The organism is Pseudomonas sp. PGPPP4 (assembly GCF_002256045.1).
Classification (GTDB): Bacteria; Pseudomonadota; Gammaproteobacteria; order Pseudomonadales; family Pseudomonadaceae; genus Chryseomonas; species Chryseomonas oryzihabitans.
In genome coordinates this window covers 189834-212103 of sequence record NZ_NKID01000010.1, presented here as the reverse complement: position 1 = coordinate 212103, position 22270 = coordinate 189834, and the positions used below count along the sequence as shown (strand labels likewise).

Here is a 22270-nt window from a genome sequence, read left to right as displayed (position 1 = left end):
GATTCACCTCATTGTTAAAGGCGATGTCGGCGATTGGGCGTCTCTATCGGATACTACAGGTATTGAATCAAATCAGTACCTTAGCTCGCCTCAGGCCGGACCCAGCGCCTTGGTCGTGGCCGGATGCTGACCCCATTCGCTCCAGGAGCCGTCGTAGAGTCGACCATCCGGCAGGCCGGCGACGCTCAAGGCGAGCAGCAGGACCGCGGCGGTGACGCCACTGCCGCAACTGGTGATCACCGGATGCAGGCCGTCGATGCCCAGGGCCTGGAAGCGCTGGCGCAACTCCTGGGGTGGCAGCAGGGTACCGTCTTCGTTCAGCAGGCTGTCGTAGGGCAGATTCTGGCTGCCGGGCATATGCCCGGAGGCCACGCCCGGGCGCGGCTCGGCGGCTTCGCCAGTGAAGCGCTTGGCGCCGCGCGCGTCGAGCACCTGGGTCTGGCCCACGCTGAGCGCGGTCTGCACATCGCCCAGGCCGCAGAGCAGGCGATTGTTGAAGATGACGGGGTAGGGCGGCTGCGGGCTGGGCGGGTTTTCACCGGCCTCCAGCGGCAGGCCCTGTTCACGCCAGAGCGGCAGGCCACCATCGAGCACCATCACCTGGTCATGGCCGAACAGGCGGAACAGCCACCAAGCCCGGGCGGCGGAGAACAGGCCCTTCTGGTCGTAGACGACCAGGGTAGTCTCCGGGGTGACGCCCAGTTCGCCAGCCAGGCGGGCGAAGCGTCCCGCGCTGGGGACCATGTGCGGCAGCGCGGTGTCCGGATCGGAGAAGTGTTCGATATCGAAGCGCAGGGCGCCGGGGATGTGCTGCTGCCGATAGGTCTCGTCGGCGATCTGGGGTTCGTTGGGCAGGTAGAGACTGGCATCGAGGATCAGCAGATCCGGACGGCCGAGTTGCTCCTGCAGCCAGGCAGCGGTGACCAGCGGGGAGGCGATCATGGGTGGCGCTCCTTGATGGGCAAAGGACGACAGCTTACCGCGCCTGGCGCGACGTGGGCTGTCAGGGATCGGCGGATACTTTATCCTCGTCAGCCTGGTAACTGGATAGATGACTTATGAGCGAACTTAACGGGCAATCCACGGGCGGCAACGACTGGCAACTCGGGCGCATCGTCGGGGAACTGCATGAGGCGCGCAGCCAATGGCGCGAGACCCATGGACGTTTCCGCGAGTTCAGCGGCCGCGAGCTGCCGTCGCGCAGCGTCATGGCCAGCGTGATCGAATCCCTCAGCGGTGCGCTCTTTCCGCTGCGCCTGGGGCCGGATCAGCTGCGCCAGGAAAGCGAGGACTTCTATGTCGGTTTCGAACTGGAGCGGGCGCTCAATGCCCTGGTGATCCAGGCGAAGCTGGAACTGGACTATTTCGCCAAGCAGCGTGGCGAGAACGGCGTCAATCGCGCCGACGAGGCCCGTCGGCTGGTGCAGGCCTTTGCCCTGGCGCTGCCGGATCTGCGGCGCCTGCTGGACACCGACGTGATCGCCGCCTACCAGGGCGATCCCGCCGCGCGCAGCGTGGACGAGGTGCTGCTCTGCTATCCGGGCATCTACGCCATGATCCACCACCGCATCGCCCATCACTTCTATCGCAGCGGCCTGCCGTTGCTGGCGCGGATGGTCAGCGAGCGGGCGCACTCGGCGACCGGGATCGACATCCACCCGGGTGCCCAGATCGGCGAGGGCTTCTTCATCGACCATGGCACCGGTGTGGTGATCGGCGAGACCTGCATCATCGGCGACCGGGTACGCATCTACCAGGCGGTGACCCTGGGCGCCAAGCGCTTCCCGGCCGATGCCGAGGGCAACCTCAAGAAGGGCCACCCGCGCCATCCGATCGTCGAGGACGATGTGGTGATCTATGCCGGGGCGACCATCCTCGGGCGCATCACCATCGGCCAGGGCTCGACCATAGGCGGCAACGTCTGGCTGACCCATGGCGTGCCGGCCAACAGCAACGTCAGCCAGGCCAGCCTGCAGGGCTGCGCCGGTCTGGCTCAGGAGTAGTCGGCGGCGTTGTCACGAACGAACTTGGCCAGGAAGCGCCGGGTGCGTTCTTCACGCGGCCGATTGAACAACTCGGCCGCCGGACCCTGTTCGACGATGCGGCCGCCGTCCATGAACAGCACCCGGTGGGCGACGTCACGCGCGAAGGCCATCTCGTGGGTGACGATGACCAGGGTACGACCCTCCTGGGCCAGCCCGCGAATGGTCTCCAGCACCTCGCCGACCCGCTCGGGATCCAGCGCCGAGGTGGGTTCATCGAAGAGGATGGCCTGGGGACGCATGGCCAGTGCCCGGGCGATGGCGACCCGCTGCTGCTGGCCGCCCGATAGCTGTCCGGGATAGCTATCGGCCTTGTCGGCCAAGCCGACCTTGGCCAGCCATTCACGGCCCTGGGCGATGGCCGTGTCGCGCGCCTCGCCCTGGACGATGATTGGGCCCTCGATCACGTTCTCCAGCGCGGTGCGATGGGGAAACAGATTGAAGTTCTGGAAGACGAAGCCCATGCGCTGGCGCAGCTGGCGGATGGCGTGCTGCTGGCCCTTGAGCGGTCGGCTGGCGTCGATGCGCAGGTCGCCCAGGCGGATGCTGCCGGCCTCCGGGGTCTCCAGCAGATTGAGGCAGCGCAGCAGGGTGGTCTTGCCCGAACCGCTGGGACCGATGATCGCGACCACCTCGCCCTGGGCCACCTCGAGGTCGATGGACTGCAGCACCGTCTGCTGCCGGAAGGACTTGGACAGCCCCTGCACCTCGATCATGACTGACCTCGTTCGTTGATGTGGCGCCCGTAGTGCCGTTCGAGGCGGTTCTGCAGGGTGGACAGCAGGCTGGCCAGGACCCAGTAGAGCAGCGCCGCGGCCAGGTAGAGGCTGAAGATCTCGAAGGTGCGGGCGGTGATCAGCTGGGCCTGGCGGAACAGCTCCGGCACCTGGATGGTGGCCGCCAGCGAGGTGTCCTTGACCAGCGAGATGAAGCTGTTGCCCAGTGGCGGCAGGGCGATGCGCAGCGCCTGGGGCAGGATGGCGCGCCTCAGGGTCTGCAGCGGCGTCATGCCGATGCTGGCGGCGGCTTCCCACTGACCGCGGTCGATGGCGCCGATGGCCGAGCGGATGATCTCCGCGGTGTAGGCGGCCATGTTCAGCGAAAAGCCGATCAGGGCGGCCGGCAGCGGATCGAGCTGCAGGCCCAGTTCGGGCAGGCCGTAGTAGATGACGAACAGCTGCACCAGCAGCGGCGTACCCCGGAAGAACGAGATGTACAGCCGCGCCAGGCTACGCAGCGGCAGGCTCGGCGAGCGGCGCAGCAGGGCCAGGCCGAAGCCCAGCAGCAGGCCGAAGAACATGCCGCCGAGGCTCAGGACCACGGTCCAGATCGCGCCCTTCAGCAGGAAGGGCAGCGAATCGAGCAGGAGCTGTAGCGTGTCGCTCATTGGGTGACGTCGGCCTTGAACCACTTCTCGGAGATCTTGGCCAGGGTGCCATCGGCTCGAAGCTTGGCGATGGCCTGGTCGACCGCGGCATGGAATTGCGGATCACCCTTGCGTTCGGCGATCCCCGATTCCTGGCGGCTGAAGGGCTCACCGGCCAGGGCCAGCTTGTCCTTGGTCTTGGACAGCAGTTCCAGGGCGGCCAGGCGGTCGACGAGGATGGCGTCGATGCGGCCGACGCGCAGATCCTGGTACTTGGTGGGATCGTCTTCGTAGGTGCGCACGTCCGCCTTGGGTACGTTCTGGCGCAGCCATTGCTCGTAGTTGGTGCCCAGGCCGACGCCGACCTTCTTGCCGGCGAGGTCGGCGGCGGTCTTGATGCTGTCGACGTCGTCCTTGCGCACCAGGGCCTGGATGCCGGAGACGGTGTAGGGGGTGGAGAAATCGTATTTCTTCTTGCGCTCGTCGCTGATGGTGACCTGGTTGATCACCACGTCCAGACGCCGGGATTCCAGGGCGGCGAGCAGGCCATCCCATTTGCCGGGCTGGATCTTGGCGTCGACACCCAGTTCCTTGGCCAGGGCCTTGGCGAAGTCCACTTCGAAGCCGGTCAGCTGGCCCTGTTCGTTCTGGAAGCTGAAGGGCGGATAGGTGCCCTCCAGGCCGACGATCAGTTCGCCGCGCTGCTTGACGGTCTGCAGGAGGTCTTCGGCCTGGGCGGTGGCCTGGTGGGCCAGGCCCAGGGCGAGCAACAGGGCGGCGCTACGGAGCAGACGCTGAGGGAGGGGTTTGCGCATGGAAGAGATCCTTGTGGTTATGAGGGTGCGCCACTATGAGGGTGTCTGTTCTGACATCCCAAGTCCGAAAACTGCTGACGTTATGCCATCGTCCTGTGGCTTGGCTAGCCGATCACGCCAACCAGTCGCCATAGGCGAAGGTGCCCGGGGCGCCGCCGGTGTGCAGGAATACCAGGGGGCCGGGTGGGAGGTCCCCGCTGGCGACCATATCCAGCAGGCCCGCCATGGCCTTGCCCGTGTAGACTGGATCCAGCACCAGGCCTTCGAGCCGGCCGAGGCGGCGGATGGCGGCCAGGGTGCCGGGATTGGGCTCGCCATAGCGCGGGCCGAAGTAGCCGTCACGCAGGAACGGAGGATTCTCAGGTAGAGCGACGCCCAGCAACTCGGCCAGCTGCTGCCGCAGCAGGGCGACCCTGGGCAGCTGCTCGGCCTGGGTGCGGGAAACGGTGACGCCGATCACCGGCAGCTCTGGCCGCAAATGATGAAGGGCCAGGTCCAGCCCGGCCTGGGTGCCGGCACTGCCGGAGGCGAGGATGACGGCTGCGGGTTGCAACTGTAGCTCCTGCAGCTGAGCGTCGAGTTCCAGGGCCGCACGGACGTAGCCGAGGGCGCCCAGGGCGCTGGAGCCGCCAATGGGGATCACCCAGGGCTTGCGCCCTTGCTGGCGCAGGCACTCGGCTTCGGCTTCCAGCTGGCGCAACGGATCATCGAGCGCCGCGACGGCTCTGATCTCGGCGCCGAAGAGTTCGAGCAGGAGGCGGTTGCCGCCGTGCAGGTAGCCGGGGTCCGCGGTGGCGATGGGATTTTCCAGCAGGGCGACGCAGGCCAGGCCCTGTTGCGCGGCGACGGCGGCGGTCTGGCGCACATGGTTGGACTGGATGGCGCCGGCGGTCACCAGGGTGTCGGCGCCGGCGGCCAGCGCCGAGGCGACCAGGTATTCCAGCTTGCGCACCTTATTGCCGCCCAGGGCCAGGCTGGTGGTGTCGTCGCGCTTGCAGTAGACCGGTCGGCCCAGCTCCGCCGACAGCCGTGGCAGGATCTCCAGCGGGGTCACCGAGGGCTGCAGCGTCAGGCGCGGAAAGCGGGCGAGGGCGGTGGCGAGCATAGCGGAACCCGAGGCAATTGAAGGGGGCATCACTCTAGGGCCAAGCCGCGCCTGGCGGCAATCCTGCCCTCAGGCGAGGTCCGGACGCCGCGCCCAGGCCTGGGGCACCAGCGAACGCAGCAGCACGCCATAGAGCGGAACGAAGAGCAGCAGGCTGACCGTCAGCTTGACGCCGTAGTCGACCAGGGCGATTTCCGGCCAGTGACTGGCCATGAAGGGGTTGTCGCTGCGCCAGAAGGCGATGGAAAAGAAGGCCAGGGTGTCGAGAGCGTTGCCGAACAGGATCGAGACCGTGGGCGCCAGCCACCAGTGGCGCGAGCGCCGCAGGCGGTCGAACACCTGGATATCGAGCAGTTGGCCGAACACATAGGCACAGAAGCTGGCCAGGGAGATGCGCAGCACGAAGACGTTGACCGCGGCCAGCGCCGCCCAGCCCTGGAAACTGCCGTCCTGGAACAGCACCGAGACCCCATAGGAAACCACCAGGGCCGGAAGCATCACCCGGGCGATCACCTGGCGGGCGGGCGCCTTGCCCATCAGCCGCACGGTGAGGTCGGTGGCGAGAAAGATGAAGGGAAAGCTGAAGGCGCCCCAGGTGGTGTGCCAGCCGAACAGCTGCAGCGGCAACTGCACCAGGTAGTTGCTGGCGATGATGATGAGGATATGGAAGGCGACGAGCGCGGCCACGGGGGCGCGCTGCGGGGTGGCAAGCAAGGCAGACATGGGCAGTCCTTTTTTGGTTACCTGGGGTGAGGGAACCCAGGGCGCGGAGGCGGGGCAACATTTTACGGATTCACGGGGCGTCTGGCGAGGGCGCGGCGGTCGGAGCGGGATCGACAGCGTCATCGGACCGATGGGCAGACCAGCCAGCCTCCTGTTAACTTGTACGACTTCCGCACCGACAGAGAGCTTCCTGATGCACTTTCGATCGCTGGGTCGTACCGATCTCCAGGTTAGCGCCATCGCGCTGGGCACCATGACCTGGGGTGAGCAGAATACCGAGGCCGAGGCCTTCGAACAGCTGCGCGCCGCCAAGGCCGCCGGCGTCAATTTCATCGACACGGCGGAGATGTACCCGGTACCGCCGCGCGCCGAGACCTACACCCGTACCGAGACCATCATCGGCAACTATTTCCGCCAGCACGGCGACCGCGCCGACTGGGTACTGGCCAGCAAGGCGGCCGGTCCTGGCCGCGACATGGACTACATCCGCAACGGTGGCCTGGCCTTTACCAAGGCCAATCTCACCGCCGCGCTGGAGGCCAGTCTCAAGCGACTCGACACCGACTACCTGGATATCTACCAGCTGCACTGGCCGGATCGGCGGACCAATTACTTCGGTCAGTTGGGCTATGTGCACCACGATGCCGACTTCACGCCCATCGAGGAGACCCTGGAGGCCCTCGACGGCCTGGTGAAGGCGGGCAAGGTCCGCCATGTCGGGCTGTCCAACGAAACGCCCTGGGGCGTGCAGCGCTTCCTGCACCTGAGCGAGACGCGTGGCTGGCCGCGGGTGGTCTCCATCCAGAATCCCTACAATCTGCTCAATCGCAGCTTCGAGGTGGGGCTGGCCGAGCAGGCCATCCGCGAGCAGGTCGGCTTGCTGGCCTATTCACCGCTGGCCTTCGGTGTGCTCGCGGGCAAGTACCTGAACGGCGCCCGTCCGGAAGGGGCGCGATTGACCCTGTTCGAACGCTTCCAGCGCTACAGCAATCCGCAGACGCAGCGGGCCGCCCAGGCCTATGTCGAACTGGCCCGGGAGCGCGGTCTGGATCCGGCGCAGATGGCCTTGGCCTTCGTCACCAGTCGGCCCTTCGTGACCAGCAACATCATCGGCGCCACCTCGCTCGCTCAGCTGGAAAGCAATCTGGCGAGCAGCGAACTGGTGCTGGATCAGGAAACCCTCGCCGCCATCGAAGCCATCCACGTCGACCAGCCCAATCCGGCACCCTGATCGCGTGGTATCCGGCGCCCGGTACAGCCGCTGTACCGGGCGTTTCCTTGCGCCTGGCGAAAGGCGGCCGTGACCGACAGGGCAGGGACGCAAGGGCTGCTGTCAGCGACGCCTATTAAAACCGTGGGCCCAAGGGCCTAGAGTCGGTCGGACCTTCCATGCCTGCAGGTGTCCGTCATGACGTCGTACGAAATCGTGCTCCTGGGTGACCAAGACCCTTCCATCGTGGCCCACCAGGCCATCCCCCAGGCCCTGGCGCTGACCGCCACGGCGCTGGGTGTCACGCTGCGGACACGCTGGCTGCCGACGGTCGAGGCCGATGGCGCCCTTGGCGACTGCGACGGCCTCTGGTGCGTACCCGGGAGTCCCTATCGCCATCGCGAAGGGGTGCTGGCGACCCTGCGCACGGCGCGTGAACAGCGGATTCCCTTTCTGGGGACCTGTGGCGGGCTGCAGTACGCGCTGCTCGAATACGCCCATGCCGTGCTCGGGTGGGCGGACGCCGCTCACGCCGAGGAGGACCCCCTGACGTCGCGGGCCCTCCTGGCGCCCTTGAGTTGTGCCCGCATCGAGTACCACAACGAACTTCGCCTGGAGCCGGGTTCGCGTCTGGTCGCGGGAGACGACGGTCTGCGCGCCCATGCGGCCTATCATTGTCGCTTCGGCGTGAACCCCGACTACCTGCCGGCGTTGCTCGCCGCGGGTTGGCGCGTGCTGGCCTGGGACGAGGAGGAGCTGCCAGTGGCCTTCGAACTGATGACCCATCCCTGCTACTTCGGCACCCTCTATCAGCCCGAGCGCGAGGCGCAGGTCGGTCGGGTCCCCACGGCGGTGCGCACCTGGCTGGACGCGGTGGTCGCGGCGCGGAGCCTGGGGACATGAAGCGGCCGGAGTTGCCCGAGGACTGTGTGGTGGTCGCCTTCATCTCGCAACGCGCCGACGACGATCCCGACTATGAAGCCATGGCCGCGCGCATGGTGGAGCTGGCGCAGGCGCAGCCCGGCTTTCTGGGCATGGAGTCGGTGCGGGGCGCCGATGGCCTGGGTATCACCCTGTCCTACTGGACCGATCCGGCCGCGGTCGCGGCCTGGGGTGCCCATCCGGAACATCGGCAGGCACAGCGGCTGGGTCAGGCGCGCTGGTATCGCTGGCATGACACCCGGGTCATGCGCCTGCTGTCGAGCCGTGCCGGTCCCGGCGTCACTCCAGACGGATCGCGCCCAGGGCCGGGGTGACGCGGATCCAGCCGATGCGGCTGTCTTCGCCGATCAGCATGACCTTCTTCCAGGGGCGAAAGGGGACGCTGTCCAGGACCAGGATGCGATCGCCCGGTTTGAGCATGGCGATCAGCTGGCGATTGGCGACCACGCTGCGTTCCGGCATGGTCGGATACTGCATCAGCGGAATCGGGCCGCCGCGAATCTGCCAGGTCTCGCCGCTGGCGGCGTTGATGAAGGTCGGCAGCCGCGTCAGCAGGATGGCCAGCGCGAAGAACCCGATCAGCAGCAGGACGAGCCGCTGCGTCACGGTGCGGACGGCAACGATATCGGGTGACAGCTTGCCAAGCGAGGACATGGCGATGGCTCTGGGCGGCGGACGGTAGAGGCTCGATGCTACCGTCGTGCGGCCAATTGACATCATTCGCGTCGAGGAAAGGTCAACGGCTGCTCATTCGCCAGTGCCAGACTGTGAACGGCCGCAAAGCGGCCGACTAGAGAGGCGGGTTCAGGGCGCCAGCTGGCGGGTGACTTCAACGGCCTTGTCAAAGGACGGATAGCCACTCTTGGCCACCGCCAGCTCTCCGTAGGCGCTCTTGTAGGTCTGCGCCTGGATCGGGTCGGCCTCGGGCACCAGGAAGGGATCGGTGTACATCCGATAGAGCAGGGCATAGGCCAGCGGATAGCGATGATCGGCGGAGGCGTTCAGCAATTCCAGGACGTCATCGGTCTGCGGGCCCTGCTTGATGGCGATCACCGCGCGATAGAACTCCGCCTCGCCATCGGCGCTGGTTCCGCCATTGCGCAGTAGCAGGGCATCCGCGAGCTTGAGCTGTTCTTCGCTGCCACCCAGGACCAGCAGCTTGGCCTGCAAGAGGTCGTTCTGGCGCAGCAGGGTGGTCTGTTCCGCGCTGAGCGGCCGCGTTTCCGCCGCCTCGTGGTGACCGCCCAGGGAGCAGCCGGCGAGGGAAACACACAGCAACGGGAGCATCCATTTCTTCATGTCGAGATCTATCCGCGGAGTCGTGACGCTGGTTCCAAACTTTGGACGATAGCAGTTCTTTGCGGCTTTGCGCAGAACCGGAAGGCAATCCTGGAGTCGTATCCGCACGTCCACAGAGCGCCCATGCCTGGCTATTTCCAGCGTCGCGCGCTTCGGGCATTGTATGCGACAAGCGGCTGGATAGACCGCCGTTCGTTTTGCCTTCACGTACAGATCAAAGGACTCCCATGATCACCAAATGTCTGTTTCCGGCAGCCGGCTATGGCACTCGTTTTCTCCCTGCGACCAAAGCCATGCCCAAGGAAATGCTGCCCATTGTGAACAAGCCGCTGGTGCAGTACGCCGTGGAGGAAGCTCTGGAGGCTGGCCTGCATCAGATCGGGATCGTTACCGGTCGTGGCAAGCGCTCGCTGGAAGACCACTTCGACATCAGCTATGAGCTGGAAAGCCAGATCAAGAACACCGACAAGGAAAAGTACCTGGTCGGCATTCGCAAGCTGATCGACAACTGCACCTTCTCCTACACCCGTCAGGTGGAGATGAAGGGCCTGGGCCACGCCATCCTGACCGGCCGCCCGCTGATCGGTGACGAGCCCTTCGCCGTGGTCCTGGCGGACGACCTCTGCCTGAACCTGGAAGGCGACAGCGTCCTCAAGCAGATGGTCAAGCTGTACAACCAGTTCCGCTGCTCCATCGTGGCCATCCAGGAAGTTCCGGCCAACGAGACCAACAAGTACGGCGTGATCGCCGGCGAGATGATCCGCGACGACATCTACCGCGTGAACAACATGGTCGAGAAGCCCAAGCCGGAAGACGCTCCTTCCAACCTGGCGATCATCGGCCGCTACATCCTGACCCCGGACATCTTCGACCTGATCGAGCAGACCGAGCCGGGCAAGGGTGGCGAGATCCAGATCACCGACGCCCTGATGAAGCAGGCTCAGGACGGTTGCGTTCTGGCCTACAAATTCAAGGGGCAGCGTTTCGACTGCGGTAGCGCGGAAGGCTTCGTCGAAGCCACCAACTTCTGCTTCGAGAACCTGTACAAGGCCATCTGAGCCTGACGTGCAGTCGACGAGGCCACCTGCGGGTGGCCTCTTCGTTTCTGGCGGTTGGCCAGCCGGGCCGCTGCCCAGGGTGGCCTTGCGTTATGCTGGTCGCCAGCAGCAACGAGAGAGAGCTCCATGACGACCTATGATTTCGACCTCTTCGTGATCGGTGCCGGTTCGGGCGGGGTACGGGCCGCGCGCTTCGCGGCCGACTTCGGTGCCCGGGTGGCGGTGGCGGAAAGCCGTTACCTCGGCGGGACCTGTGTGAACGTGGGCTGCATGCCCAAGAAATATTTCATCTACGGCGCCTCCTTTCGCGATGAATTCCGCCAGGCACGTGGCTATGGCTGGGATGCCGAGGTCCCGGCCTTCGACTGGAACACCCTGGTCGCCAGCAAGGATCACGAGATCCGCCGGCTGAACGGCATCTATCGGGCCTTGCTGGTCAACAGCGGGGTGACCCTGCTGGAAGCCCATGCCCGCATCCTCGATCCCCATACCGTCGAGGTGGAAGGCCAGCGCTATCGCTGCGAACGCATCCTCATCGCCACCGGGGGCTGGCCGGACGTGCCGGATTTCCCCGGTCGCGAGCATGCCATCACCTCCAACGAAGCCTTCTACCTGCCGGAGCTGCCCAAGCGGGTGGTGGTGGTGGGGGGCGGCTACATCGCCGTGGAATTCGCCTCGATCTTCCAGGGACTGGGCGCCAGGACGACCCTGCTGTATCGCCGGGAGCTGTTCCTGCGTGGCTTCGACCGGGGCGTACGCGAGCACCTGCGCGACGAGATGCAGAAGCGCGGCCATGACCTGCAATTCAACGCCGACGTGGCACGGATCGACAAGGCCGCCGATGGCAGCCTGCAGGTGACGCTCAAGGACGGTCGGGTGCTGGATGCCGATTGCGTCTTCTATGCCACCGGCCGCCGGCCGATGCTGGACGACCTGGGCCTGGAAAACACCGGTGTCGCCCTGGACGAGCGGGGCTTCATCGAGGTCGGCGAGACCTTCCAGACCGCGGAGCCTTCGATCTATGCCATCGGCGACGTCATCGGCCGGGTGCAGCTGACCCCAGTGGCCCTGGCCGAGGGCATGACCCTGGCGCGCCATCTGTTCGATCCCGACAGCTATCGCCCGCTGAATTACGACCTGATCGCCAGCGCGGTCTTCAGCCTGCCCAACCTGGCCAGCATCGGCCTGAGCGAGGAAGAGGCGCGCGAACGTGGCCATCGGCTGAAGATCTTCCAGAGCAGCTTCCGGCCGACCAAGCTCAGCCTGACCGATGTCCAGGAGCGCACCCTGATGAAGCTGGTGGTGGATGCCGACAGCGATCAGGTGCTGGGCTGCCACATGGTCGGCCCCGATGCCGGCGAGCAGATCCAGTGCCTGGCCATCGCCCTCAAGGCGGGCGCGACCAAGGCCTGCTTCGACGATACCCTGGGCATCCATCCCACCGCCGCGGAAGAGTGGGTCACCATGCGCAAGCCGGTTCGCGAGGACGAGGCGCGCTGATCGGGCGCCTCGCCGCCGCGCGTATCACTTGGGTAGCGGCGCCACCGCAGGGGTGATGGGCGCTACCACCTCACGCTTGGCGTAGCGCTGGGCCAGGACGGCGCAGACCATCAGCTGGATCTGGTGGAACAGCATGATCGGCAGCAGCACCGGCCCCATGGTGCTGCCGGCGAACAGCACCTTGGCCATGGGCACCCCCGTGGCCAGGCTCTTCTTGGAGCCGCAGAAGACCACGGTGATCTCGTCTTCCTTGCTCATGCCCAGCAGCCGGGCGCTGTAGCGCGTGGCGAGCAGCACCAGGGTCAGCAGGGTGGCGCAGATGAACACCAGGCCCACCAGCGACAGGATCGGCGTCTCGCGCCACAGGCCTTCGATCACCGCGGCGCTGAAGGCGGTGTAGACCACCAGCAGGATGGACCCCTGGTCGACGAACTTGAGCTTGCCCTTGTGGCGATCCACCCAGTGGCCGATCACCGGGCGCAGCAGCTGGCCGGCGACGAAGGGCAGCAATAGCTGGACGCAGATCTTGACGATGGCATCCAGGGTGCTCTGGCCGTCCGAGCCGCCGTGGGCGTCCAGCAGCAGCCGGACCAGCAGTGGGGTGAGGAAGATCCCGAGCAGGCTGGACAGGGACGCACTGCAGACCGCGGCCGAGACATTGCCGCGGGCCATGGAGACGAAGGCGATGGACGACTGCACCGTGGCCGGCAGGGCGCACATGAACAGCACGCCCAGATAGAGCTCCGGCGTCACCAGCGGGGCCAGCAGCGGTTGCAGCGCCCAGCCCAGCAGCGGAAAGCTGACGAAGGTGAAGGCAAACACCAGCAGATGCAGCCGCCAGTGGGTGATGCCGGCCACCAGCGCCTGGCGCGACAGCTTGGCGCCGTGCAGGAAGAACAGCAGGCCGATGGCGATGTTGGTCACCACGTTGGCGATCTGGGCGGCGAGGCCCTGGCAGGGCAGCACGCTGGCCAGGATCACCGTGGCGACCAGCAGCAGCGTGAAATTGTCGGGCATCAGGCGGGGACGAGCCATGGTCTCTCTCGGGTTGTCTGCGGATAGCCCCAAGGCTATCGTCTCCTGACCTAGCCGACTAACGCGAAAAGCCCCAATGATGTCGTCAAACGGACAGTCTGCGGTGGAACGTCCCGTTCCAGAACTCGCCCACCTGCCGCGGCGCCTCTATGCGCGCGTGGAGTCCCTAGCTCAACCGGCCTGGACACCCTGGCACCGGCATCCCTGGGGCCAGCTGTCCTATGCCATCAAGGGGGTGCTCACCGTGACCACCGCCGAGGGCAGCTATGTGGCGCCACCGCAGCGGGCGGTGTGGATCGCCGCCGATGTCGAGCATCAGGTGCGCTCCTCGCCCAGGGCCGAGATGCGCAGCCTTTATGTCGGCGCCGAGGCGGCGCCCTATGTGGGCGAGCGGTGTCGGGTGGTGGCGGTGAGTCCGCTGATTCGCGAACTGATCAAGACCTTCAGCGGCTTCGCCCGGGAATATGACGAGGCGGGGCCCGAGGGAAGGCTGGTGTCGGTGATGCTGGATCAGCTGCAGGCGGCGCCCGAGGTCGGGCTGTCGCTGCCGGCGCCCCAGGATGGCCGGCTGCGCCTGCTGTGCGAGGCCCTGGCGGCCAATCCGTCGGACGATCGCACCCTGGCGCAGTGGTCCGGGGTGCTGGGCGCCTCGGAAAAGACCCTGAGCCGGGCCTTCCTGCGCGATACCGAGTTGACCTTCAGGACCTGGCGCCAGCGGTTGCGCCTGATCAGCGCCCTGGAGCGCCTGGAACAGGGCGCTGCGGTGACCGAGGTGGCGCTGGATTGCGGCTACAACTCGCCGTCGGCCTTTATCGCCGCCTTTCGCCGGCAATTCGGCGCGACGCCCGGGGCCTTCGCCCTGGGCGTCTAGCCTTCAGGCCGTGGCGCCGAGCAGGCTCAGGTAGTCACCGAAACCACCACGGGCCCGGCAGTCCAGGCGGGAGCTGGTGCGCACCCGCACGCTGTTGCTCCAGGCGATGCGCGCGCCCTGGGTCTTGAGCGCGGTGACCAGGGTCACGTCCTCGTCCACGGTCATGGAAGGAAAGCCGCCTGCCTGGAGATAGGCTGCCGTGGAGATGCCGAAGTTGGCGCCGTGGATATGCTGATGGCCTTCACGGTCGTGATAGGCCGCCTCATAGCGCGCTCTCAGGCCGGGGGAATGCGGGGTCCAGTCGTCCACCTCCACCACGCCACAGACGGCATCGGCGCCGTAGGCGAGCTGGGCGGCGAACCAGTCCGGCGCCACCTCGGAGTCGGCATCGGTGCAGGCCAGCCAGCGGGCGCCCAGCTGAATCAGGTGGGCAGCGCCGGTCGCCCGGGTCAGGCCGACGTTGCAGGCCCAGACTTCCAGGGCGGTGACCGGCAGCCGGCGAACGATGTCGGCGGTGCCGTCGGTGCAGCTGTCCAGCACGATGACGACCTCGACGGGTTCCCCCAGCAGGGCTGGATGCCGCGCGGCGCGCAGGACCGATTGCAGGCAGCGTTCGACGTGTTGCTCTTCGTTATGAGCGGGTATCACGGCACCTATCATAGAAGCTGCTCCCGGCGGGCGACGGAGGTGGGGTCGGAAGACCAGAGGGTGAGGAGGAAATCGGATTCTTCGAGGTGGCTCAGACGATGCAGGCCGGGCAGGGCGGCCATGCGCGCATGAACCTGGTCGCCGGTCAGGGCGCAGCCTTCGATGGGATGGCGCCAGTGACAGCCAAGCAGCACGCCGCCCGGTAGCAGCGCACTGTGGGCGCGATCCAGCAGGGCAGCCAGGCCGTCCTCACCGAGGTAATAGCCGATCTCACTGATGACGATGAGATCGAAGGCGCCCGCGGGCCAGGCGTCTGGCAAGAACGCGTGCCGTACCTCGACATGGGGCTGGTCGGCCAAGCGCTCGCTGGCAGTGGCGACCGCCGAGGCATTGCCGTCGCTGACCAGCAACCGTTCGCAGCGCTCGGCCAGCCGCCGGGACAGCTCACCGGTGGAGCAGCCAGGCTCATAGCCGTGGCTGTAACGGCGGTGCGGGAGCATGGCCAGGGTCAGGTCGCGCTTGCGGGCTTCGTACCAGCGATGGCGGTAGTCCCAGGGGTCATCGCTGCTGGCATACAGCGAATCGAAATAGCTCATGGAGACGGTCACGTCAGATAGACCTCCCAGGCACGGGTGAGACGGGCCACTACCGCGGGCGGCAGGATGGGGCCCTGTCCCGTGCTGGCGTCCTCGGTCAGCTGACTGCCGAAGGCATTCACCGCGCGCTTCTTGAGCGCCAGGACGTCTTCCTCCAGATCCAGGCGCCGCGCCCGCTCCCAGGGCACGCGCGGATCGCCCGGGGCGGCCCAGTGCCAAGTCCAGACCGGCACTTCGATGCAGCGGGCCCCGCGTAGGCGGCACGCCTCCACCGTGGCGCGGCCGGTCGCCTCGTGATCGGGATGGCCATCCAGCCGCCAGGTGGCGAAGACCACGTCTTCCGGCGTGAGGATTTCCACCAGCCGCTGCTGCAGGGCGGCTTCCTGCTCGCTCACCTGGCCATCCGGTATCGCCAGGCGGGTCACGGTGGCGCGCTCCAGACGCAGACGACGCAGGGCTTCGCGGGTCTCCAGCGGACGGGTGTTGCGCAGGCGGGTGGCCGGCCAGAGGGTGGATTGCGGATGGCTGCCATCGCCGTCGGTGACCGCCACCAGTGCCAGACGACGTCCCAGCTCACCCAATTGGCAGAGCAGACCGCCGCAGCCCAAGATCTCGTCGTCCGGGTGCGGGGCGACGATCACGGCGCGATGGCCGGGCGGGACCAGTTGCGAGGCCTCGATTGCCGGCATCTCGGCGAAGCCGGACCACTGCAGCCATGCCTCGGGCGCGGTGCCGGCTCCTTGAATCTGACGATCGCCTACAGTTGCCAAGGGGCACCCTCCAGCAGATTGAGGTCACCCAGCACCGCCAGGTCACGTTCGGCGTGACTCTGGCGCAGGTAGACGGGCAGGTCCGCCATGTGGCGGGCGCAATAGGCGTCACGGCACAGCGGCGCGGCGCCAAAGGCGCGGCCGGTATGGCGGATGACGATTTCGGCGCACTGCTCGACCAGGGCCCGCAGCTGGCAGACGGGATAACGAGCGTCCGCCTCGGGGTTGAGGTCCAGCCATTCGGCGGCCTGGCGCAGGGCGGTGGCGGCGCCGAGCAGGGCGGCGTCCACGTGGCCCAGGTGAGCGAGGGCATGGGGTTCGCGATGACGCTTGCAGTGAGCGCGCAGGGTGTCGGCCAGGGCGGTGGCGGAGCCATACCAGCAGGCGGCGATGCCGCCGCCGCCATGCCAGAAGCCGGGGCGGTGCAGGTAGCGACCGGGCGCGCCGACCAGCACGCCGGCAGCACCATCGAACAGCACGTCGACGCTGCCCGTGTGCTGCATGCCGATGGCCCGCCAGCCGTCCTGGGTGACCTCGACGCCGGGTTGCTTCATTTCCACCGCCACCAGCATCGGATGGTCGTCCATCCAAGCGGTGACCAGCGCATGGCTGACCAGGGAGGCACCGGAGCACCAGGACTTGCGGCCGTGCAGGGTGACCATGCCGTCGGCGCTGTAGCGCACCAGCAGGCGGGCGTCCGGCGGCTCGGCGGCCCAGACGCCCCAAAGGCTTTCGGGGGGCACATAGCCATCCAGTTCGCTCAGGATGGCCAGGGCATCGGTGTGGCCTTCGTACAGCTTGACCAGGCCCAGGTCATGATGAGCGACCTGCGCCAGGGCGCGCCAACGGTCCAGGGTTTGACCCTGGCCGGGCAAGGGCAGGCGGTCGAGACCGCGCTGGTTGAGAATCTGGAGTCGGTGTTGCAGCAGTGCGGGAGTGACCTCGTCATAGGTCCACTCGTCCAGGGTGTCCTGGAGGCTATCCAGATCGATCGACATCGGCTCCATCCCGTGGCTGGCGACGGCGCTGTCCACGACAACGCTCGTTAGTGCAGACCACGGGCAGCGATAAGGGGTTTCGCTCAGGCGGTACGCTGGCCGACGGCAGGCGCGTCGTTAGGCGACCCCCAGCCGTTTGCGCCGCGTCGCCGTGAGGCTTTGACGCACCCTGGCGTACCCGGCCCAGGGATCGTCCTTGAGCCCTTCGAGGCGTTGCAGGAGGGAATCGAAGCGCCATTGGTCGCTGCCCTGCAGATCGTTAAGCTCGTCGCGCGCCACGGGCACCGAAACGCCGAGGTGAGGACGGGCGCGCAGGGAAAAGGCGCTGACCGTGGTGGCGCCATGGCGATTGCGCAGGTAGTCGACGAAAATCTTCCCCTGGCGATTATGGGCGCCCATCTTGGCGGCGAAGAGCTTGGGCAGGGTGTTGGCCAGGTGCTGGGCCGCCGCCTGGGCAAAGGCCTTGACGGTGTCCCAGTCCTGGCGCCGATCCAGCGGCACCACCAGGTGCAGGCCGCGGCCGCCGCTGGTCTTGACGAAGGCCTGCAGCTCCAGCTCGTCGAGCAGGGTCAGCACCAGCCCCGTCGCCTCCAGCATGCGCGACCAAGGCAGGGCGGGATCGGGGTCGAGATCGAGAATGAAGCGATCGGGCCGGTCGATGCGGTCGGCGGTGGCATTCCAGGTATGGAGCTCCACCGTGCCCATCTGCGCCGCACCGATGAGCGCCTCGCGACTGTCGATGACCATCAGGGGCGCATGGCCTGGATCCAGCGCCGGATCGAGTTCGCGGATATGGGGGATCGCCAGGGTCTGCTTGTGCTTTTGGAAGATCTGCTCGCCGGCGATGCCCTCGGGCGTCCGGACCAGCGCTACGGGCCGGTCGGCTAGGTGCGGCAGGATCCAGTCGGCGACGGCGGCGTAATAGCCGGCGATGTCGAGCTTGCGCGCGCCGCTGGCCTCGTCGATGACCCGTTCGGGATGGCTGATGCGCACCCCGGCGACGCTGGCGTCCTGCTGCTTGCCCGTAGACGGGCGGCGTGCGGCGGACGGGCGCGGCGCCTCGGCCTCGCGGGCTGGTGTCGCCTCTTCCAGGCCGATGCCCTCGGCTGGCTTGTCGTCGCGCAGGCCGTGGAAGACGCCCTGGCGGACGATGCGCTCCTGGGTGAGCTCGGCATAGGCGATCTCGCACAGCTGCTCGGGCCGCAGCCAGGTCACTTCGCGATAGGCGGCGCCCCTGGGTGGATCCACCACCGGCGGCTGATCGACGATCAGCGGCTGGAAGCGGGCGTGCAGCTGCTTGAGCAGGGCCGCGGTGAAGCCGGTACCGACCTTGCCGGCATAGTGCAGCTGGCCCTGGTCGTCATGCAGCGCCACCAGCAGCGCACCCAGGTGCTGGCGGCCGCCCTTGGGCGGGGTGTAGCCGACGATGATGAATTCCTGGCGGTGGGCGCACTTGAGCTTGATCCAGTCCTTGTTGCGTCGCGAGCGATAGGGGCTGCCCAGGCGCTTGCCGATCACGCCCTCCAGGCCGAGTTCGCAGGCGCTGGCCAGGATGCGATCGGCTGGTACCTCAAAGGCCGCGGAAAAGCGCAGCAGGTCGCTCTCGTTACTGTTCTCCAGCAGTTTGCCCAGCAACTCACGGCGCTGCTCGACCGGGACCTCGCGCAAATCCGCGCCGTTGAGATAGGGCAGATCGAAGAGGTAGTAGGTGATGCGGGTGTCCTCGCCGGTTTCGAAGGCATTCTGCAAGGCCTGGAAGCTGGAGACCCCACTGGTGTCGTTGACCACGATCTCGCCGTCTAGCCAAGCATTGTCGAGAGCGAGGGCGGCGAGCGCCTTGGCCTGGTCCGGCAGGCGCTCGGTCCAGTCGTTGCCACTGCGGGTGAACAGACTCACCTCGCTTCCCTCGATATGGGCGAGCAGGCGATAGCCGTCGTATTTCACCTCGTACAGCCAGTCTCCCGCCGGTGGGCTGTCGACCAGGGTCGCCAGCTGGGCCTCCAGGGTCGCCGGCAGGTCGGCCTTGCGGGCCTTGGCGATGGCCTTGCGCGCTGACGCCTTGGGACTTGCCGCTTGGGTGGAGGCCTTGGCTTCCTTGATCTTGGTGCCCTTGGCCAGACGCGGCAGGGTCTTGTCGCTCAGTACGCTGTCAGGCGCGGCCACGGTGATGTCGTAGTCGGCGCTATCCCGCGCGTGATCATCGCGTTCCTTGATCAGCAGCCACTGGGGCTTGTCGCTATGACCCCGCAAGCGGGTGCGTACCAGGGTCCAATGGCCACGGAGCTTTTCGCCCCTGAGTTCGAACTTGAGCTTGCCCGCCGCATAGCCTTCGGCGGCATCGCCATCCGCCTCCCACTCGCCACGATCCCAGACGATGACATCGCCGGCGCCGTACTGGCCTTCGGGAATGCTGCCTTCGAAACTGCCGTAGGCGAGGGGGTGGTCCTCCACCTGCACCGCCAGGCGCTTTTCGCCGGGATCGAGGCTGGGACCCTTGGGCACTGCCCAGCTCTTGAGGGTGCCATCCAGCTCCAGGCGAAAGTCATAGTGCAGGCGGCGCGCGTCGTGCTTCTGGATGACGAAGCTCAGGGCCCCCTTGGCCTTGCGCCGGCGGGAGCTGCCCTCGTCACGCGGCTCGGCGGTGATGTCGAAGTTGCGCTTGCGGTTGTATTCGCTGGTCGAGCTGGCCATGGCGGCGCTCCTCACTTGGCCTTGCGGGTGCGACTGGCGGCAGGGCTACGCCGGGTGGTCGAACGGCCGGAGCTCTTGGACTTGGGCACCTCCTTGGCCTTGTCCTTCTTGCCACCCAGGCTGCGACGCAGCAATTCGGTGAGGTCGATGACGTCGGCGCCGCTGTCCTCGGCTTCGGGCTCCTCGGCGACGGCTTCGAGCTTGCCGTCCTTGAGCTTGCGCTCCACCAGCGCCATGACGTTGTCCTTGAAGGTGTCGTGGTACTGCTCCGGGTCCCATTGCTCGGTCATGTCGTCCACCAGGCGCTGGGCCATGTCCACTTCCTTCTTGCTGACCTTGGCGTCCAGCCCCTCGAGTCCGACGTCTTCCGCGGACCGTACCTCGTCGGCCCAGCGCAGGGTGTTGAGCACCAGGGCGTCGCCCAGCGGCATGATCACCGCCAGGTGCTGCTTGGAGTGCATCACCAGGTTGGCCACGCCCACCTTGCCGGCTGCGCTCAGGGTGTCGCGGAGCAGGGCATAGACCTTTTCGCCGTTTTTGTCCGGCGCCAGGTAGTAGGGCTTTTCGAAGTGCAGGATGGAGATCTCCCGCGCCTCGACGAAGGTGAGGATGTCGATGGTGCGGGTAGCCTCGGGCAGGGCGTTGTGGATCTCGTCTTCGCTGAGCACCACGTACTTGCCCTTGCCGTGCTCGATGCCCTTGACGATGTGCTCGCTGGGCACCTCCTTGCCAGTGGTCTTGTTGATGCGCTTGTAGCCCACCGGATCGAGGCTGCGCTCGTCCAGCCAGTCGAAGTCGATGCCCGATTGCCGGGTCGCCGAGACGACCGACACGGGGATGTGCACCAGGCCGAAGCTGACGGCGCCTTTCCAGATCGAGCGGGGCATGGACGTTCTCCTCTTGGGGTGTCCCCTATGGATAGGCCGGCGATCCACCGGGTTCCGCCCTGGGGAACCCCGCTCCGCTGTTGGGTTCTACCCCCGGAACGACGATTTTGCCGTCGCAGGTGCAAGGTAGAGAGGAGCAGGGCGTGGACAGTGTCGATCAAGAAGTTTTGCGCATGACCCTGGCCTGGCGACAGGCCGGCCATGGCGTCAGCCTGTTCACCGTGGTCCAGACCTGGGGCAGCTCGCCGCGGCCGCCGGGTGCCATGCTGGCCTTGCGCGACGACGGCCAGGTCTGCGGCTCCGTGTCCGGTGGCTGCATCGAGGACGACCTGATCGCCCGGCTGCACGCCGGCCAGTTCGCCGGCAAGCGCCCGGAGGTCATCACCTATGGCGTCTCGGGTGACGAAGCCGCCCGTTTCGGGTTGCCCTGCGGCGGCACCCTGCGCCTGGTCCAGGAGCAGGTCGGTGACTGGCGCTGGGTCGAGCAACTGCTGCAACGCTGCGACGGCCATGAACTGGCCCTACGTGAGCTGGACCTGGCGACGGGCGAGGTGCGGATTTCCAGCACCACCCGCGACGAGCCGGTCGCCCTGGACGAGCACTGCCTGCGCCTGGTGCACGGACCGCGCTGGCGACTGCTGCTGATCGGCGCCGGTCAGCTGTCGCTCTATGTCGCCGACATGGCCGCCATGCTCGACTTCGAGGTGCTGGTCTGCGATCCCCGCGAGGAATTCCGTCAGGGCTGGGAGACGCGCCAGGCGCGTTTCATCCCGGGCATGCCGGACGACGCCGTGCTGGCGATCCGCCCGGACGAGCGCACCGCGGTAGTGGCCCTGACCCACGACCCCCGGCTGGATGACCTGGCACTGCTCACGGCGCTGCAATCCGACGCCTTCTATGTCGGCGCCCTGGGTTCGCTGCGCAACAACGACCGGCGGCGCGAGCGGCTGCTGCAGCTGGACGTGCCGGTGGCGGCGATCAATCGCCTGCACGGCCCCATCGGCTTGCACATCGGCAGTCACACGCCGCCAGAGATCGCCCTGTCGCTGCTGGCGGAGGTGGTGGCGGTCAAGAACGGCATCGCCCTGACCCAGAAGAAGCGCGCCCTGGTGGCGGTGGAGCAGGTCGCCTAGGGATGCCCGGCATTCAGGTGCTGATCCTCGCGGCGGGTGCCGGCAGCCGGTTCCGCGCCGCCGGCGGCGGCGACAAACTGCAGGCCACCTTGCCCGGGCCGTCCGAGCTGACGGTGTTGCAGGCGACCTTTCGACTGTGGCGAGGCCTGGGTCTGCCGTGCCTGGCCGTGGTCTCGGACAGCGCCCCCTGGCGCGCCGCGCTGGCGCGGCAGGAAGGGCTGGCGGTACTCAGCCTGCCCACCACCGGCATGGGCGACAGCCTGGCCGCGGCGGTGCGAAGGACGCCCGACGCATCCGGCTGGCTGGTCGCCCTGGGCGACATGCCCTTCGTGCAGCCCGCCACGGCCCGCCAGCTGCTGGAACTGCAGCATCCCGAGCGCATCGTCGTCCCGACTCACCAGGGCCGGCGCGGCCATCCCGTGCTCTTTGGTCGGAATTTTGCCGCTGCGCTGAGCGAACTCGCGGGCGACGAGGGAGCGAAACGGCTCCTGCGCGAGGGTGCGGTGCTAGAGCGGGAGGTGGCGGACGCCGGTATCCATCGCGACATCGATACCCCCGCCGACCTAGAAAATACCCGGCAA

General features: G+C 67.0%; 23 protein-coding genes and 1 pseudogene. 9 read left to right on the top strand and 15 right to left on the bottom strand.

All coding sequences use genetic code 11. The features are described from left to right. Positions 1-90: 90 nt before the first annotated feature. Positions 91-942 carry a 3-mercaptopyruvate sulfurtransferase gene (sseA, locus tag CFE50_RS18240; RefSeq protein ID WP_241809940.1) on the bottom strand — a complete coding sequence of 284 codons (852 nt, stop codon included), beginning with the start codon at positions 940-942 and terminating at the stop codon, positions 91-93. A 116-nt stretch (positions 943-1058) separates the two neighbouring features. Here sseA and epsC point away from each other — a divergent pair, with 116 nt between their 5' ends. Further along, positions 1059-2003 carry a serine O-acetyltransferase EpsC gene (epsC, locus tag CFE50_RS18235; RefSeq protein WP_007161852.1) on the top strand — a complete coding sequence of 315 codons (945 nt, stop codon included), beginning with the start codon at positions 1059-1061 and terminating at the stop codon, positions 2001-2003. Here epsC and tcyN read toward each other — a convergent pair. The 5 genes from tcyN to CFE50_RS18210 all read right to left on the bottom strand — a co-directional run bounded on the left by tcyN (position 1994) and on the right by CFE50_RS18210 (position 6051). Next, positions 1994-2758 carry an L-cystine ABC transporter ATP-binding protein TcyN gene (tcyN, locus tag CFE50_RS18230; protein ID WP_042134373.1) on the bottom strand — a complete coding sequence of 255 codons (765 nt, stop codon included), beginning with the start codon at positions 2756-2758 and terminating at the stop codon, positions 1994-1996. The genes epsC and tcyN overlap by 10 nt on opposite strands. After that, positions 2755-3429: a cystine ABC transporter permease gene (gene tcyL / locus CFE50_RS18225; RefSeq protein WP_027599207.1), complete on the bottom strand. Its 675-nt coding sequence runs from the start codon at positions 3427-3429 to the stop codon at positions 2755-2757. The genes tcyN and tcyL overlap by 4 nt, the downstream gene beginning before the upstream one ends. Then, a complete protein-coding gene (gene tcyJ, locus CFE50_RS18220; protein ID WP_074583605.1) occupies positions 3426-4223 on the bottom strand; it encodes a cystine ABC transporter substrate-binding protein in 798 nt (265 codons plus the stop codon). The genes tcyL and tcyJ overlap by 4 nt, the downstream gene beginning before the upstream one ends. Positions 4224-4335: 112 nt before the next feature. Next, a complete protein-coding gene (locus CFE50_RS18215) occupies positions 4336-5328 on the bottom strand; it encodes a D-cysteine desulfhydrase (protein ID WP_286736556.1) in 993 nt (330 codons plus the stop codon). A gap of 69 nt (positions 5329-5397) precedes the next feature. Then, positions 5398-6051: a 7-cyano-7-deazaguanine/7-aminomethyl-7-deazaguanine transporter gene (locus CFE50_RS18210; protein ID WP_286736554.1), complete on the bottom strand. Its 654-nt coding sequence runs from the start codon at positions 6049-6051 to the stop codon at positions 5398-5400. 193 nt (positions 6052-6244) lie between these two features. Here CFE50_RS18210 and CFE50_RS18205 point away from each other — a divergent pair, with 193 nt between their 5' ends. The 3 genes from CFE50_RS18205 (at position 6245) to CFE50_RS18195 (ending at position 8517) form a co-directional block, all read left to right on the top strand. After that, on the top strand, positions 6245-7282 hold the full coding sequence (locus CFE50_RS18205; RefSeq protein ID WP_286736552.1) for an NADP(H)-dependent aldo-keto reductase: 1038 nt from the start codon (positions 6245-6247) through the stop codon (positions 7280-7282). 177 nt (positions 7283-7459) lie between these two features. Next, positions 7460-8164, top strand: a complete 705-nt coding sequence (locus CFE50_RS18200) for a glutamine amidotransferase-related protein (RefSeq protein ID WP_286736550.1) — start codon at positions 7460-7462, stop codon at positions 8162-8164. Next, positions 8161-8517 (top strand): antibiotic biosynthesis monooxygenase family protein, encoded by a 357-nt coding sequence (locus tag CFE50_RS18195; protein WP_286736547.1) that lies wholly within the window; start codon positions 8161-8163, stop codon positions 8515-8517. Before CFE50_RS18200 ends, CFE50_RS18195 begins: the two co-directional genes overlap by 4 nt. Here CFE50_RS18195 and CFE50_RS18190 read toward each other — a convergent pair. Together CFE50_RS18190 and CFE50_RS18185 are read right to left on the bottom strand one after the other, a co-directional pair. Continuing rightward, positions 8483-8857: a hypothetical protein gene (locus tag CFE50_RS18190; protein WP_286736545.1), complete on the bottom strand. Its 375-nt coding sequence runs from the start codon at positions 8855-8857 to the stop codon at positions 8483-8485. The genes CFE50_RS18195 and CFE50_RS18190 overlap by 35 nt on opposite strands. Positions 8858-9007: 150 nt before the next feature. Next, entirely contained in the window at positions 9008-9490 is a 483-nt protein-coding gene (locus CFE50_RS18185) for a hypothetical protein (RefSeq protein ID WP_286736543.1), read from the bottom strand. A 239-nt stretch (positions 9491-9729) separates the two neighbouring features. Here CFE50_RS18185 and galU point away from each other — a divergent pair, with 239 nt between their 5' ends. Then, entirely contained in the window at positions 9730-10560 is an 831-nt protein-coding gene (galU, locus tag CFE50_RS18180; RefSeq protein ID WP_058790191.1) for a UTP--glucose-1-phosphate uridylyltransferase GalU, read from the top strand. Between the two features lie 126 nt (positions 10561-10686). Beyond that, complete coding sequence (gene gorA / locus CFE50_RS18175) at positions 10687-12060, top strand: glutathione-disulfide reductase (RefSeq protein ID WP_241809930.1); 1374 nt, start codon at positions 10687-10689, stop codon at positions 12058-12060. Positions 12061-12084: 24 nt separating this feature from the next. Here the strand turns inward: gorA and CFE50_RS18170 are convergent, their stop codons facing one another. Further along, entirely contained in the window at positions 12085-13095 is a 1011-nt protein-coding gene (locus CFE50_RS18170; protein WP_058790193.1) for a bile acid:sodium symporter family protein, read from the bottom strand. A 76-nt stretch (positions 13096-13171) separates the two neighbouring features. On the opposite strand from CFE50_RS18170, the gene CFE50_RS18165 reads away from it, so the two are divergent. Further along, positions 13172-13966 (top strand): AraC family transcriptional regulator, encoded by a 795-nt coding sequence (locus tag CFE50_RS18165; RefSeq protein ID WP_007161837.1) that lies wholly within the window; start codon positions 13172-13174, stop codon positions 13964-13966. A 3-nt stretch (positions 13967-13969) separates the two neighbouring features. Here CFE50_RS18165 and CFE50_RS18160 read toward each other — a convergent pair whose 3' ends face one another. From CFE50_RS18160 to ku, 6 genes are all read right to left on the bottom strand, one after another. Then, on the bottom strand, positions 13970-14626 hold the full coding sequence (locus tag CFE50_RS18160; RefSeq protein WP_058790194.1) for a glycosyltransferase family 2 protein: 657 nt from the start codon (positions 14624-14626) through the stop codon (positions 13970-13972). After that, positions 14623-15222 (bottom strand): class I SAM-dependent methyltransferase, encoded by a 600-nt coding sequence (locus tag CFE50_RS18155; RefSeq protein ID WP_241809929.1) that lies wholly within the window; start codon positions 15220-15222, stop codon positions 14623-14625. Before CFE50_RS18155 ends, CFE50_RS18160 begins: the two co-directional genes overlap by 4 nt. Beyond that, the gene (locus tag CFE50_RS18150; RefSeq protein ID WP_286736538.1) at positions 15219-15980 is read right to left on the bottom strand and encodes a PIG-L deacetylase family protein; all 762 of its coding nucleotides are present in this window, start codon (positions 15978-15980) and stop codon (positions 15219-15221) included. Before CFE50_RS18150 ends, CFE50_RS18155 begins: the two co-directional genes overlap by 4 nt. Further along, complete coding sequence (locus CFE50_RS18145; protein WP_502694716.1) at positions 15968-16978, bottom strand: acyl-CoA dehydrogenase family protein; 1011 nt, start codon at positions 16976-16978, stop codon at positions 15968-15970. Before CFE50_RS18145 ends, CFE50_RS18150 begins: the two co-directional genes overlap by 13 nt. A gap of 117 nt (positions 16979-17095) precedes the next feature. Continuing rightward, positions 17096-19669, bottom strand: coding sequence for a DNA ligase D (ligD, locus tag CFE50_RS18140; protein ID WP_286736534.1), 2574 nt, complete (start codon positions 19667-19669; stop codon positions 17096-17098). A gap of 11 nt (positions 19670-19680) precedes the next feature. Continuing rightward, positions 19681-20556 carry a non-homologous end joining protein Ku gene (gene ku, locus CFE50_RS18135; protein ID WP_286736532.1) on the bottom strand — a complete coding sequence of 292 codons (876 nt, stop codon included), beginning with the start codon at positions 20554-20556 and terminating at the stop codon, positions 19681-19683. 143 nt (positions 20557-20699) lie between these two features. On the opposite strand from ku, the gene CFE50_RS18130 reads away from it, so the two are divergent. After that, positions 20700-21689, top strand: a complete 990-nt coding sequence (locus CFE50_RS18130; protein WP_286736529.1) for an XdhC family protein — start codon at positions 20700-20702, stop codon at positions 21687-21689. A gap of 2 nt (positions 21690-21691) precedes the next feature. After that, a pseudogene (locus tag CFE50_RS18125) lies at positions 21692-22174 on the top strand (nucleotidyltransferase family protein); the annotation flags it as partial. Positions 22175-22270: the final 96 nt, after the last annotated feature.